Here is a 13,447-nt window from a genome sequence, read left to right as displayed (position 1 = left end):
ATCTGCACCGTATACTCAGGCACATGCACAGAGTGCGCCATTGTCCCGAATTGCTACTGCGCCAGAAGTTATCGAGCATAGTGCACATGATTTAATTGATGGATTAAATACCCAGCAGAGTGAAGCGGTACAGTATGAGGGACCGGCGTTGCTCATCGGTGCAGGCGCGGGCTCTGGCAAGACTCGAGTCCTCACTCGTCGTATTGCGTGGGCACTGACGCAATGGCATGCGTACCCGAGCCAAATTCTTGCTATTACCTTTACGAATAAGGCTGCGGCCGAAATGCGCGAGCGTTTAGCGAGTTTAATTGGAGATGCTGCTCAACGTATGTGGGTTTCGACTTTCCACTCAGCGTGTGTGCGCATTCTTCGTCGTCACGGGGAAGCCATTGGTCTCAAGTCAGGGTTTTCTATCTATGACCAAGCAGATTGCGAGCGCTTAATTAAACTCATCGCTGCAGATCTCAATATCGACACTAAACGTTTTACTCCGCGTAGTATCCTGAATGCGATTTCAGATTTTAAAAATAAGCTCATCTCTTATGAGGAAGCTTTGCAACATGTAGCTTCTGACTATAAGCCAGGTCGCAGAGGACAACATATAGCAAATCTAGGTAATGCTGAAGAAGTGTATGCGGTATGCTATGCCGAGTATCAGTATCGTCTTGGAGCTGCAAATTCTGTAGATTTCGACGATTTACTTACTAGAACGGTCGAGCTTCTGAGAACATCGCATGAGGCGTTAGAGTTTTATCGTCGTCGTTTCAGCTTCATCTTTGTAGATGAATATCAGGACACGAATCATGCTCAGTACATTCTTATACGCCTTCTCGCGAGTAAAGAGCTAGCAGAAGTTACGCCACAAATCCATCCTGCATGGGTTACTGTCGTTGGTGATTCCGACCAGTCTATCTACGCATTCCGCGGTGCGGATATCTCGAATATTTTGGACTTCGAAAATGACTTTGATAATGCGAAAACCATTATGCTGGAGCAAAATTACCGTTCTACTCAAACAATTCTGGATGCTGCAAATGCAGTCATTTCTCAGAATGACAATCGTACTCCGAAGAAACTATGGACAGCTCTCGGTGAAGGCGAGAAAATTACTGGATACGCTGCAGACAATGCTGCGCAAGAAGCACAATGGATTGCCACAGAGATAGCTCGTATTGAAGGCGAAGAACAGTATCCATACTCACAGATAGCGATTATGTATCGTGCCAATGCGCAGTCTCGCTCCCTTGAAGAAGCTCTCATCAACGCAGGTATTCCGTATCAACTCGTCGGAGGAACTCGTTTCTACGAACGTCGCGAAGTCAAAGATGCGATGGCATACGTTCAGGCAATAGCAAACCCTGATGATGATGTCAATACTCGCCGGATTATGAATATTCCTAAACGTGGGTTAGGTGCAAGGGCGGAAGCTCTTCTCAATGAAAGTGCTGCGGCTCGCAATGATACTTTCTGGTCGGCGATTGAATTTGCTGATAGCAATCCTGATATCCCTGCGCGGACATTGAACGGAGTTCTCGCATTCCGTGACCTTATGCGTTCTCTCAGACAGTTCGCTACAGAGCATGATGCCCATCCGAGCGAAATCATCGCAGAAGTTTTGGAAAAAACTGGTTTAGTTGATGAACTTCGCCGTTCTCATGATCCTCAAGATGCTACACGCGTTGATAATTTGAGCCAGTTGCAATCTGTTGCAGCTGAATACGAGCAAAATACTCCTGATGCTTCTCTTGCCGGATTCTTGGAGACTACTGCGCTTGTAGCAGACTCTGATCAGCTGCCAGGTGATGGCGAAGACCGCGGCACTGTTACTCTGATGACGCTGCACACCGCGAAAGGTCTTGAGTATCCGGTGGTCTTTTTGCCAGGTATGGAGCAGGGTACATTCCCTCACTCTCGTAGCGTAGAGGATGAGAAAGAACTGGCTGAAGAGCGTCGTCTTGCATATGTGGGCATTACCCGTGCTCAGCGCAAACTTTATGTCACCCGCGCAGCTGTTCGTTCTCAATGGGGACAAGCTGCCGAGATGATGCCAAGTCAATTCCTCGACGAGATTCCTGCTCATCTTATCGATTGGGTTCGCAAAGAATCTACGATGGAACGGATGCGATCAGGTTGGGCATCGGACGATGATTTTGCTGATTTCGATGATTACTCCGCTTCTACCAATGGATGGGGGGACAATTATTCAGGCTCATCCTTTGGTAGTAAATCTACCTTTGGCGGCTCGTCGTCGATGCAGCGGTCACGCAGCAATTATGGTTCGCGATCAACGTATGGAAGTGGAAAATCTCGCTCGTATGGTACGTATAATCAATCCTCCTATTCGAAGAAAAAGGCTGTCAAGACACAGCATATTGCCTCGAGCACCTCGGCAGTGGGACGTCAACAATCTACGTCGAAAGTCTCTAAGGACAATGGCTTTACTATTGCTGATTTTACAGTAGGTGAGAAGGTCATCCATGATGAGCATGGTTTAGGTACTATTACTGCGCTTGAAGATCGGGGGCGTAACTCGGTTATGACTGTAGATTTTGGTTCGGCAGGCACAAAGCGACTCTTGGTGCGCATGGCACCAATCGAGAAACTTTAATGTAGCAAGGTAGCACGAATGTAGCAAGTTAGGTGTATCCTTGATACTGTTATGTGCTTAGACTTCGGTAGAAGTACGTAGCTCTGGAGTCTTGGCCCGTCTGCGGGTCGGTAGTTTATTTAGAGATAGATAAACTATTAAACGCTGAACAAGATATAAGCAACGGTTCAGTGCTAAGCGCAGGAGTTGGCTGACTCGGTGGTTTCACACCAGTGAAATCATCTTGCTTATCTACAACAGAAGGATATTAAATGACTAAGGTACAGCGTGCACGCCGTCAGGTGCGTCTTTCTCGCGCTCTCGGCATCGCTTTAACCCCTAAGGCTCAGCGCATCTTCGAAAAGCGCCCATATGGTCCAGGTGAACATGGTCGCGATCGTCGTCGTGCAGAGTCTGATTATGCGGTACGTTTGCGTGAAAAGCAGCGTCTGCGTGCTCAGTATGGCATCTCTGAGAAGCAGATGCGTGCGATTTATGAAAAGTCCCGTCGTGAAGCTGGTCAGACCGGTAACGCGATGTTGGTAAACCTCGAAGCTCGTCTTGATGCTCTTGTATTGCGTGCAGGTTTTGCTCGTACTACCGCACAGGCACGTCAGTTCGTCGTTCACCGTCACATTCTCGTTGACGGAAACATCGTGGACCGCCCAAGCTACCATGTAAAGCCAGGTCAAACCATTCAGGTTAAGCCAAAGAGCCAGACCATGGAGCCATTCGTGGCAGCAGCTGAAGGTGTACACCGCGACGTTCTCCCTGCAGTTCCGGGTTACCTCGATGTTAACTTGGCAGCTCTTAAGGCTACTTTGACTCGTAAGCCTGAAGTAGAAGAGATTCCAGTAACTGTAAACATTCAGTACGTGGTCGAACACTACTCTCGTTAAAAAGAACTGTACTTCTGCTGTTTACACGGCAATACACTGCAGCAGAAGCAAAACATTTATTGCGGCATACATACACAAAGACCGTCGCTTGGCTTGGTGCAAGGCGACGGTCTTTAATAATTGTAATAGCTATGAATCAAGTCAAAGGGAATTAGGGAATTATAGAACGCTTAATCAAAATTGAGCATTCCCAAAATTCCTGAAACAATAGACAGAACGACTGCTCCCATTAAAGACCAGCCAAAGCTGCCTGAGGCAAGGCCAAATCCAAGGACCTCAGATGCGAGAGCGCCAGCAAGTTCGAAGCATACCGCATTTACTATTAACGCTACCAATCCGAAGGATAAAATACTTAAAGGCAGCGATACCGCTTGCATAAAGGGCTTAATAGAGGCATTGATCAGTGCCATAAATAAAGCAAATCCAGCATAAGCAAACCATTTGTTGTTGCCAACAATATGTAGTCCAGGTACGAGCCACACCGTGATAGCAGTGGCAAGAGTCATAATGACCCAGCGAGTTAAAAATTTAGTCATGACACACCAGTATAGCTCCTTGTTACCTCTTTGTAAGCGCTAAAGTAGTGCTCATGGCTATTCATTTGTATTTAGTCCGTCATGGACAGACATACTTCAACTTATATAACCGGCTTCAGGGATGGAGCAACTCGCCGCTGACTGAGAATGGTAAGAATGACGCTGTAAAAGCAGGTGAGAAACTCGCTGACGTGAAATTCGATGCAGCTTTTTGCTCGGATACTACACGGGCACAGCAAACTCTTGACATGATTTTGCAGCGTAACGTCGCTGCACGGTTTAGTAAGCTCGAACCAAGTGTACATATGGAGTTTCGCGAGCAATTCTACGGGTATTTCGAAGGTCGCGATATGAATGAAGCATGGTGGGCAGCAGGGGCACCTCATGGTGCTTATAGTTATGCTGAAATTCTTAAGAAGTTTGGACCGTACGCTACCAAGGATTTTTTGAAGGAAGCTGATCCTTTCCATCATGCTGAAAATGATGATGAATATTGGAACAGAATTAAGCGAGGATTCGGCATCATCGCAAAGTCACGTAGTGTTCATGATGAGTCTAACGTGCTGCTCATTTCCCATGGGAATACGCTGCTCAGCCTTATCCAGCGTTTTAAGGATAGTGCTCCTGCTGACATAGATTGTGCGAAACGTCCTGCCAACGGCAGCATTACACGCATAGATTTTAATCTTCACGCGAAAAGTTTTGATGAATCGATGGCTATCGTAGGATACAACGAGTAACAATTACGAATGTAACCAGTAGGACGTGACCAGTAAGTTTACCGCCTATACCTAGTGGTAGCCTTAGGAAAAGTATGTCTTAAACCACAAGGAGATGTGTCATGGATCTCGGACAGATTGCGAGTTTGATTGCGGCGATAGTGTTTGCAGTACTTGCAGGTTTCATGATTTATCCGCTTATCCGATTGGGTAAGTTGTTTGATCAAATCGCTGATACCGTAAAAAATACGGGAGATCATGCCATTCCAGCTTTGGATGAGAGTGTTGATACGGTGAAGAAAGTCAATCAGTCTCTCGAAGATGTCAATCAAATTTCTTCTGCTGCTTCAACTACGGCACGTAATGTAGGAGCATTGACTGATTTGTATGGTGCAGTACTTGGTAAGCCGGTCATCAAGATAGCTTCTGCTGCCTATGCAGTACAAGAAACGGTTAAAGGATTCTTCCATAAGTCCGGCGCCCACAGCCAAGCAGAGGAGAAATAATGGTCAAACGCATCTTTTGGTTTTGTGCTGGTCTTGCAACGGGTCTCGTCGTAGCGAGTAAAGCTTCTGGCTACGTTCGTTCTCATACGCCTCGCATGGCGCGTGAATTCGTTCTGGGACCAGATCAAGACAATGTAGCCCTGAGAACTCTTGGCTCTTTAGTTGAAGATTTCAAGAAGAATTTCGCAGATAAAGAGGCAGAGATGAACAATTCTTACGCTGAGAAGTTCGGCAATCGTTAAATTCAAGGAGATACGCGTCAATGCGCACGTCAGAAATCGCAAAACGGTACACAGGATATTTCGAGAAGCAGGGGCATTTGGTTCTTCCTTCTGCCTCTTTGATTTCTCCTAATCCAACGACTCTTTTCACCATTGCGGGTATGGTCCCATTTGTACCGTATCTCTTGGGTGAGCAGACTCCCCCTCGGTCCCGCGTGACGAGCAATCAAAAGTGCGTTCGTACATTAGATATCGATGAAGTGGGTAAGACCACACGCCACGGCACTTTCTTCCAGATGCTTGGTAACTTCTCTTTTGGTGATTATTTTAAAGAAGAAGCTATCCACTATGCGTGGGAACTTTTGACAACTCCTCAAGATCAGGGCGGCTACGGCTTTGACACAGAAAAGTTGTGGGTCACTACTTTTACTGACGATGATGAGGCTCGCGCTATCTGGCGTAACGAGGGTATGGATCCTGAGCACATGCAGGTCATGGGGATGGAAGATAACTTCTGGACTATGGGTGGTCCTGGTCCTGGCGGTCCATGCTCAGAAATTTATGTAGATCGCGGTGCTCAGTATGGCAAAGAAGGCGGCCCAATAGCTGATGAAAACCGCTACACTGAGATTTGGGATTTGGTGTTTGAAAACTACGAAGTGGATAATGTCAAGTCCAAAACCGATTTGCACATTGTCGGCGAGCTTGCAAACAAGAACATAGATACAGGTATGGGTCTCGAACGTGTTGCATACCTGCTTCAAGGTAAAGAAAACATTTACGAGACGGACGAAATGTTCCCCGTCATCGAGGCAGCTGAGAAGCTCTCTGGCCTCAAGTATGGTGAGAATGAAGATAACGATGTTCGTTTCCGAGTTGTAGCAGATCACGTTCGTTCTGCATTGATGATTATGTCAGATGGCGTTCGTCCTTCTAACGAAGGTCGCGGCTATGTCCTTCGTCGACTTCTGCGCCGCACTATGCGCTCTATGAAGATGCTCGGTGTCCAAGAAGAAGTTCTTCCTCACTTGATGCCTGTGTCTAAGAGCGTTATGAATGCAAGCTATCCACAGTTGAACGATTCTTTCGCTGATATCGAAAATGCAGCATATGGTGAAGAGGACGCATTCCGTCGTACACTTGACAATGGCACAACTATCCTTGACGTTGCAGTTTCAAAGGCAAAGGCTAAGGGAACTGAAGTGTCTGGTGAAGATGCATTTGCGCTTCATGATACGTATGGTTTCCCTATCGAGCTTACGCTTGAGATGGCAGCTGAGCAGGGTGTCAAAGTTGACGAAACTGCATTCCGTGAATTAATGGCTGAACAGAAGGCGCGCGCGCGTGCAGATGCTCTGAAGAAACGCGGTAACGTTGATTTATCTGTCTATGATGATGTCAAGAAGACTTTGGAATCTCCAATTGACTTCCTTGGCTATACGGACTTGTCTGCGCGTGGGCGGGTGCTTGGCATTATCCAGGAAGGTAAGGGTTCAGTACCAGCCGTCACTGCTCCTGCGACCGTCGAAGTCATTCTTGACCGCACTCCGTTCTATGCACAAGCAGGTGGTCAGCTTGCCGATCAGGGTGAAATTCTCTCTGACGATGGTGCGGTGTTGGAAGTAGACGATGTACAAAAGCCGATTAAGGACCTCATTGTTCATCAGGCACGCCTGACTGAAGGCACTTTGACTGTGAATGCAGCGGTGACGGCAACCATCGATGTAGACCGTCGCGGTGCAATTGCGAGGTCACATACGGCAACTCACATGGTGCATAAAGCGCTTCGTGAGGAGCTTGGTCCACAGGCAACTCAGCGTGGTTCGGAAGATGCTCCAAATCGTTTACGCTTCGATTTCCAATGGGCATCTGCACCAAGCGAGCAGGCTATGAACGCTGTAGAAGCACGCGTGAATGAAAAACTTCGCGAAAACCTTGCAGTAACGACCAAGGAAATGAAGTTTGACGATGCTATTGCTCTTGGCGCAATGCATCTCTTCGGCGAGAAATATGGTGACATCGTACGTGTCGTGTCGATTGGCGAAGATGGCTGGAGTCGAGAGCTTTGCGGTGGCACGCATATCGATCATGTCGGTAAGATTGGCGCTGTTACTTTGATGAGCGAGTCCTCTGTCGGTACAGGTGTCCGTCGAGTGGATGCAGTCGTAGGCGAAAAGGCATATGAATTCCACGCACGCGAGCACGCGCTTGTATCTCAACTATCCGATGTAATGCATGCACGTCCAGATGAGCTCACCGACCGTATTGCAACATTGATGGCAAAGCTCAAGGAATCGGATCGCAAGCTTGCTGCACTCTATGAGACACAGCTTAAGTCGCAGATTCCATCTCTTGTGGATGCAGCACGAAAGTCTTCCGACCCTGTAGTAGCAGTGACTGCAAATGTAGGTCAATTCGGTACCCCAGATGCACTTCGCGCTGCAGTCATGGATGTCCGTGGACAGTTGGGTAGTGATAAGCCCGTTGTTGTGGCTATGGCAGGTGTGGGTGATTCCGGAAGCCCTATTGTCATCGTTGCTACGAATGACACCGCTCGTGATAGGGGAATCAAAGCAGGCGATCTCGTACGCGAGGCATCGAAGATGCTCGGTGGTGGCGGTGGCGGAAAGCCTGACTTTGCTCAGGGCGGTGGACAAGATGCATCAAAGATTGATGCCGCTTTGGCTTCCTTGGCTGACAACGTCAGAAGTAACTAGGGGTAAAAGGCTGCCTTTGAGTGATAGTCACATTTGGATGGGAGTAGATCTTGGAAATGCTCGCGTAGGAATTGCGCTGAGTGATTCGGATTTACTCCTCGCTCATCCTGAGGATCATATTAAGGTCAATGGAGATTACTTTTTTGCCATTGAAGACGTCATAGCGCTTATCGAAGATAATGGTGTTTCCAAAGTTATCGTGGGCTATCCATTGCAGCTTGATGGGTCTGAAGGGAAAAGTGCAAAAAAGGCAAAGCGTTGGGCTACGGTTTTGAGAAATAAGCTTGCTCAGTATTTTATCGAAGGTGTAGAGGTAACTCTGATGGATGAGCGTCTCACATCTGTAAGTGCTCATAATCAGCTTCTTGATGCAGGTCTTAGGATGCGCAAACATCGTTCTGTCGTCGATAGTCAAGCTGCTGTTATACTTCTACAAGAGGCTCTTGAAATGCATAAGAGCGAAGAGACAAAGGTGTAAAGATGGCTGAAAGTCAAGACTTATTTGATATGTTCGACCAGAACGATTCACAGGTAGGCTTTTCGCAGCATAGCACTGAAGCGCAAAATCTCGTTTCACAAACTACGACTGAGCAGGATTTAGTTGCTCAGCGCGATAAGGCAGCGCCGCCACTACCGCCGCACCGTCGTCGTCAAGTGCGCGAACTGAAAAAGAAGATGAGGCGTAAACGTCGCAGGCGCATTCTCATCACTATCCTTATCATCGCTTTCATAGTTGGTTTAGGCTTTGGTGGCGTAGCACTTACGCATAAGCTCCGTAGTGCCACGCAGGCAAGTACAACTCGTACAGCAGAGAACCTCGACTATCCTGGTCCAGGCTCCGGTAGTGTGGAGGTAACGTTTGAAGAAGGCGAGGGTACTGCGCAATTTGCTCAAAAGCTCGTGAATGCGGGAGTTATACGCTCTGTTGGTGCTTTTACAAGTGCAGTGAGCAGTGCGCATGCTGAGAATAAGCTCCAGGCTGGAACTTTTACTTTAAAGAAAAAGATGGCGGCGGCAGACGTTGTCACAGTAGTTACGGACGCATCAAAAATTTCTGGATCGCTTGTGGTTCGTCCAGGAGAAACGCTTAAGACGGTCATCGCATCCGCAGTAAAAATGACGAAGTTTAGTCAAGAAGATTTCGATGCATTAACGGCATCAGATGGCTCGGGAATTTTACCAAACGCTGCAGGAGGAAAGTGGGAAGGCTGGTTTGAGCCTGGCACATACAACGTTAAAAGCAAGACAAGTTCGCATGACATTCTCGCTGAGATGGTTAATAAGCGGATAGCAAAGTTGCAGTCTCTTGGTGTCTCTGAAGACCAATATGAGACAGTATTGAGTAAGGCTTCGATTGTGGAAGGTGAGGTTAATCATTCTGAATACTACGGGAAAGTTGCTCGTGTCATAGAGAATCGTCTTGCACAAGATATGCCACTAGGAATGGATAGCGTCATCGCATACAGCCTCGGAATTAATGCCCGGCAGCTGACAGTCTCTCAGCTTTCTGATGCGTCGAATCCGTACAATGACCGTATCAACAAGGGATTACCGCCTACGCCTATCAATATGCCGAGTGACGATGCTATTAAGGCGGTAATGAACCCCGAGCAAGGAGACTGGATTTACTTTGTAACAGTTAACCTTGAAACAGGAGAAACAAAATTTACAGCAGATGAGTCGCAGTTCCAAGAGTTTTCAAAGGAATACCAAAGCTGGGAAGCGAATCACTAACGCTCACAGGACATCACTAAATTATGGATGAAGCCACACTCAGTGTCAGTACTGCTCCAAGGTATAGAGCAGGAAGAAACGCTGAGTCTGGCTTTTTTCGTATAAGCATAGTTAGCAGAGTTAACACACTTGCAATGCATAGCCATATAAAAATGACATACCAGTGGTCAATTGATAACGGACATAGGATTATCGCTAATGCACTTCCTGCTGTTACATCTCCCAGCCCTAGCCCGCCATGCGACATGACATGAAACATAAAGAGAATAGCTACTGCAACAATCGCAAAAGTGGTTGCATCAATAACGATATGGTATGGAGCGAGATGTAAGAATATCAGTGCACTCAGCCAGAGAAATTGGATGATAAAGAGTAGGATTATGTGCAATCGAGAAACTTTCCGTAAGAAAAAATCGCGAATTGCAAGCAAGAGTCCGCCTAGTAAACAAGGCAATACCATTACGACTGCGGAAAGGTAGTCCATTCTGTAAGCTTAGAACGAGAAAGTGAACACGTCAAAAGTCGCAGACGTGCACATATAACGTGTGCAGGCGCACAAGGCGAGGTGTGATATGTTACGTTGGCAAACAGCAGGTGAATCTCACGGAGAAGCACTTGTGGCGATGATAGAGGGGCTGCCTAGTGGTGTGGAGATTACAAGTGAAGATATTAGGCAAGCACTTGCACGACGTCGCCTTGGATATGGACGTGGCGCACGTATGAAATTCGAGCAAGATCAGGTCAGACTACTTACAGGGGTACGCCACGGAAAGACATTAGGATCACCGATTGCTATTGAAATTGGCAATACAGAATGGCCTAAGTGGACTGAGGTTATGAGTGCAGATCCACTGGAGGAAGGTGTGCAGCTGAGCGATTCTGGACGCAACGCTGCTTTAAGTAATCCTCGCCCAGGTCATGCGGATCTTACCGGTATGCGTAAGTATGGGTTTACCGATGCACGCCCTGTTCTCGAGCGCTCTTCTGCGCGCGAAACTGCCTCACGAGTGGCATTAGGGCAGGTAGCTGCAAATTTTTTGAAGCAGGTAGCAGGTATCGAAACTGTCTCTCACGTAATTTCAATTGGCGGTGAGTACGTTTCTGAGGATAATCCACTACCGCTACCTGAGGATTGTGAAGCATTAGACGCATCACCTACTCGCACTCTTGACAAGGGCGCAGAGGCACGTATGAAGGCTCGCATAGATGAAGCGAAGAAGTCAGGTGACACGCTCGGTGGAGTTATTGAAGTCATCGCTTATGGAGTTCCAGCGGGAGTAGGTACTTATGTAGAGTCTGATCGTCGTCTGGATGCTGCTCTCGCCTCCGCACTTATGGGGATTCAGGCTATCAAAGGCGTAGAAATCGGTGATGGATTTAAAGAAGCGGATCGTCCAGGGTCTGCAGCACATGATGAGATTGTGCGAGAGAATGGCAGAATTCGCCGTCTGAGTAATCGTGCTGGAGGCATAGAAGGGTCGATGTCGAACGGCGAGCCAATTCGTGTGCGTGCAGCCATGAAACCAATTTCTTCTCTCCCACGAGCTTTGCGTACGGTTAATGTCGTAACGGGGCAGGATGCTACAGCTATTCATCAACGCTCTGATGCTACGGCTGTCCCTGCAGCAGCAGTTGTCGCTGAAGCAATGGTCCGATTGACACTGGCACAGTACGTTCTCGAGAAGTTTGGCGGGGATAGCATTGATGAAACACAGCGAAATATAAAATCTTATGTGGCAAGTTGGCCGGAATACTTGCAATAAGCCACGACTAAGCCGAGATTATAGAGATTATAGCGATTATATTTTGCGTTTTCATACAGTACAGATTGTTTGAGCAGGAAGGACTGAGGTATGCCTCGAATTCCTCGAGTTGTCTTCATCGGGATGCCTGGCTCCGGAAAGACTCGCATCGGTAGGGAAGTAGCGTCTCTTATGGGGTGCCGCTTTTATGATTCCGATGATGAAATTGAGCGTAGAGAGGGCATGACAGTCAAGGAAATCTTTGGCCGATACGGTGAAGATGAATTTCGCACCATTGAACGGGATGTCATCGCAAACTTTCTAGAAATTACCAATTTTAGTAAATCCCACAGGAATGCTAATAGTTCCGATGAGTCTCATGTCATTTTTGATGGAGTACTTTCTCTCGGCGGTGGCGCACCGATGAATAGAGGTACTCAGAGAGTCCTTCGCGAGTATGCTTCTCATGGGGGGAATGTCGTCTATCTTGATGCTCAGCCAGAAGAAGCTATCGAGCATGCCACACGTTCAGGTACGCGACCTCTTCTGAAACATAATCCTCAAAAAGTGTGGATGGACCTTTTTGAAAAGCGTGATCCTACTTTTAGAACGATTTCTACTTTTATCATGCCTACGCATGGCAAAACTCCTCGGCAGGCGGCACAGACAGTGATTGATACATTAGCGGAACGAGTTATTCATATCAGCGGCGCGACACCGGAGTATGATGTGCGCATCGGTACTGCGACGATGCGCCACCTTCCTGAAATTCTAGGTAAGAAAGTGATTCGAGTTGCACTCATCCACACGACGTCTGTTCAACGGCATAGCGATAAGGCGCGTACAATACTACGTCGAGCAGGATATGATGTAACGGATATCGTGGTACCGGATGCTGAGAAAGGTAAGACATTACGCGTTGTCTCCCACGTATGGGACCAACTAGGCGAGTTAGGTTTTACGCGCTCCGATGCCATAGTAGGAGTCGGCGGCGGAGCAGCAACTGATGTAGCAGGATTCATCGCAGCAACATGGTTGAGAGGAATTACATATATCAACTGCCCAACTTCTCTTCTTGCGATGGTTGATGCTTCTACTGGCGGCAAGACGGGTATAAACACCGATGCTGGCAAGAATCTTGTCGGAAGTTTCTACACTCCAGCAGGAGTACTTGCTGATGTAGATACACTTCGCACCCTCGATCAACGTATCTTTATCGAGGGTCTTGGCGAAGTCATCAAAGCGGGATTTATCAGCGATCCTCAGATTCTTCGCATTGTGGAAAACAACGCAGATGTGCTACGCACGCTTGATCCTGCTCGCATTGATGACGACGACATGGAAATTATTACTGAACTTATCGAGCGCAGCGTGCATGTCAAGGCAAAGCATGTTAGTGCTGACTTGAAAGAGCAAGGATTACGCGAGTTCTTAAACTATGGCCATACACTTGGCCATGCTATTGAGAAACTTGAGCACTTTACATGGCGACATGGTGAAGCTGTAGCGGTTGGGATGATTTTTGCTGCGCAGCTTGCGCAAATTCATGGAATTGTCGACCGTACATTCGTCGACTACACGCGAGACATCATTGAATCTGTGGGACTTCCTACTTCATGGAGGGGGGCAGATGACAGCAAGGTACTCGACATCATGCATCGCGATAAGAAAGCTCGAGGGAATATGTTGCGTTTTGTCGTTGTGGACAGTATTGGTCATGCGAGAAGACTTGAAAATCCTAGTGAGGACAGTGTATTAGAAGCGCTGCATAGGGTAGAGGAGTAGA

Annotated in this window: 11 protein-coding genes; 10 read left to right on the top strand and 1 reads right to left on the bottom strand. The window is 47.5% G+C overall.

Going from position 1 to position 13,447, the window contains the following annotated elements; translation table 11 throughout:
• The first annotated feature begins 49 nt into the window (after positions 1-49).
• Together ACFQY8_RS04825 and rpsD are read left to right on the top strand one after the other, a co-directional pair.
• A complete protein-coding gene (locus ACFQY8_RS04825; protein ID WP_377939200.1) occupies positions 50-2,608 on the top strand; it encodes a UvrD-helicase domain-containing protein in 2,559 nt (852 codons plus the stop codon).
• A gap of 251 nt (positions 2,609-2,859) precedes the next feature.
• Positions 2,860-3,486 carry a 30S ribosomal protein S4 gene (gene rpsD / locus ACFQY8_RS04820; protein ID WP_377938760.1) on the top strand — a complete coding sequence of 209 codons (627 nt, stop codon included), beginning with the start codon at positions 2,860-2,862 and terminating at the stop codon, positions 3,484-3,486.
• A gap of 170 nt (positions 3,487-3,656) precedes the next feature.
• Here the strand turns inward: rpsD and ACFQY8_RS04815 are convergent, their stop codons facing one another.
• Positions 3,657-4,022: a phage holin family protein gene (locus tag ACFQY8_RS04815; protein ID WP_377938759.1), complete on the bottom strand. Its 366-nt coding sequence runs from the start codon at positions 4,020-4,022 to the stop codon at positions 3,657-3,659.
• Positions 4,023-4,075: 53 nt separating this feature from the next.
• Between ACFQY8_RS04815 and ACFQY8_RS04810 the strand changes: the two genes are divergently transcribed.
• From ACFQY8_RS04810 to ACFQY8_RS04775, 8 genes are all read left to right on the top strand, one after another.
• Entirely contained in the window at positions 4,076-4,762 is a 687-nt protein-coding gene (locus tag ACFQY8_RS04810; RefSeq protein WP_377938758.1) for a histidine phosphatase family protein, read from the top strand.
• Between the two features lie 101 nt (positions 4,763-4,863).
• The gene (locus ACFQY8_RS04805) at positions 4,864-5,247 is read left to right on the top strand and encodes a DUF948 domain-containing protein (protein ID WP_377938757.1); all 384 of its coding nucleotides are present in this window, start codon (positions 4,864-4,866) and stop codon (positions 5,245-5,247) included.
• Positions 5,247-5,489 (top strand): hypothetical protein, encoded by a 243-nt coding sequence (locus ACFQY8_RS04800; RefSeq protein ID WP_377938756.1) that lies wholly within the window; start codon positions 5,247-5,249, stop codon positions 5,487-5,489. Before ACFQY8_RS04805 ends, ACFQY8_RS04800 begins: the two co-directional genes overlap by 1 nt.
• A 20-nt stretch (positions 5,490-5,509) precedes the next feature.
• Complete coding sequence (gene alaS, locus ACFQY8_RS04795; RefSeq protein ID WP_377938755.1) at positions 5,510-8,185, top strand: alanine--tRNA ligase; 2,676 nt, start codon at positions 5,510-5,512, stop codon at positions 8,183-8,185.
• A gap of 37 nt (positions 8,186-8,222) precedes the next feature.
• Complete coding sequence (gene ruvX / locus ACFQY8_RS04790) at positions 8,223-8,663, top strand: Holliday junction resolvase RuvX (protein ID WP_377939199.1); 441 nt, start codon at positions 8,223-8,225, stop codon at positions 8,661-8,663.
• A 2-nt stretch (positions 8,664-8,665) separates the two neighbouring features.
• Positions 8,666-9,919, top strand: a complete 1,254-nt coding sequence (gene mltG, locus ACFQY8_RS04785; protein WP_377938754.1) for an endolytic transglycosylase MltG — start codon at positions 8,666-8,668, stop codon at positions 9,917-9,919.
• Positions 9,920-10,491: 572 nt separating this feature from the next.
• Positions 10,492-11,682, top strand: a complete 1,191-nt coding sequence (gene aroC, locus ACFQY8_RS04780) for a chorismate synthase (RefSeq protein WP_377938753.1) — start codon at positions 10,492-10,494, stop codon at positions 11,680-11,682.
• A gap of 90 nt (positions 11,683-11,772) precedes the next feature.
• Positions 11,773-13,446 (top strand): bifunctional shikimate kinase/3-dehydroquinate synthase, encoded by a 1,674-nt coding sequence (locus ACFQY8_RS04775; protein WP_377938752.1) that lies wholly within the window; start codon positions 11,773-11,775, stop codon positions 13,444-13,446.
• The last annotated feature ends 1 nt before the right edge of the window (position 13,447 follow it).

The organism is Alloscardovia venturai, assembly GCF_042676605.1.
In the GTDB taxonomy this organism is placed as follows: Bacteria; Actinomycetota; Actinomycetes; order Actinomycetales; family Bifidobacteriaceae; genus Alloscardovia; species Alloscardovia venturai.
Note: the sequence above shows the minus strand (reverse complement) of the source record. Positions and strands in the feature narration are given on the sequence as shown.

Bases quoted from the DNA above. Each gene is read 5' to 3' on its own strand.
- ruvX (WP_377939199.1), top strand. From the start codon at position 8,223: ATGGGAGTAGATCTTGGAAATGCTCGCGTAGGAATTGCGCTGAGTGAT.
- mltG (WP_377938754.1), top strand. From the start codon at position 8,666: ATGGCTGAAAGTCAAGACTTATTTGATATGTTCGACCAGAACGATTCA.
- aroC (WP_377938753.1), top strand. From the start codon at position 10,492: ATGTTACGTTGGCAAACAGCAGGTGAATCTCACGGAGAAGCACTTGTG.
- ACFQY8_RS04810 (WP_377938758.1), top strand. From the start codon at position 4,076: ATGGCTATTCATTTGTATTTAGTCCGTCATGGACAGACATACTTCAAC.
- ACFQY8_RS04815 (WP_377938759.1), bottom strand. From the start codon at position 4,022: ATGACTAAATTTTTAACTCGCTGGGTCATTATGACTCTTGCCACTGCT.
- rpsD (WP_377938760.1), top strand. From the start codon at position 2,860: ATGACTAAGGTACAGCGTGCACGCCGTCAGGTGCGTCTTTCTCGCGCT.
- ACFQY8_RS04775 (WP_377938752.1), top strand. From the start codon at position 11,773: ATGCCTCGAATTCCTCGAGTTGTCTTCATCGGGATGCCTGGCTCCGGA.
- ACFQY8_RS04805 (WP_377938757.1), top strand. From the start codon at position 4,864: ATGGATCTCGGACAGATTGCGAGTTTGATTGCGGCGATAGTGTTTGCA.
- alaS (WP_377938755.1), top strand. From the start codon at position 5,510: ATGCGCACGTCAGAAATCGCAAAACGGTACACAGGATATTTCGAGAAG.
- ACFQY8_RS04800 (WP_377938756.1), top strand. From the start codon at position 5,247: ATGGTCAAACGCATCTTTTGGTTTTGTGCTGGTCTTGCAACGGGTCTC.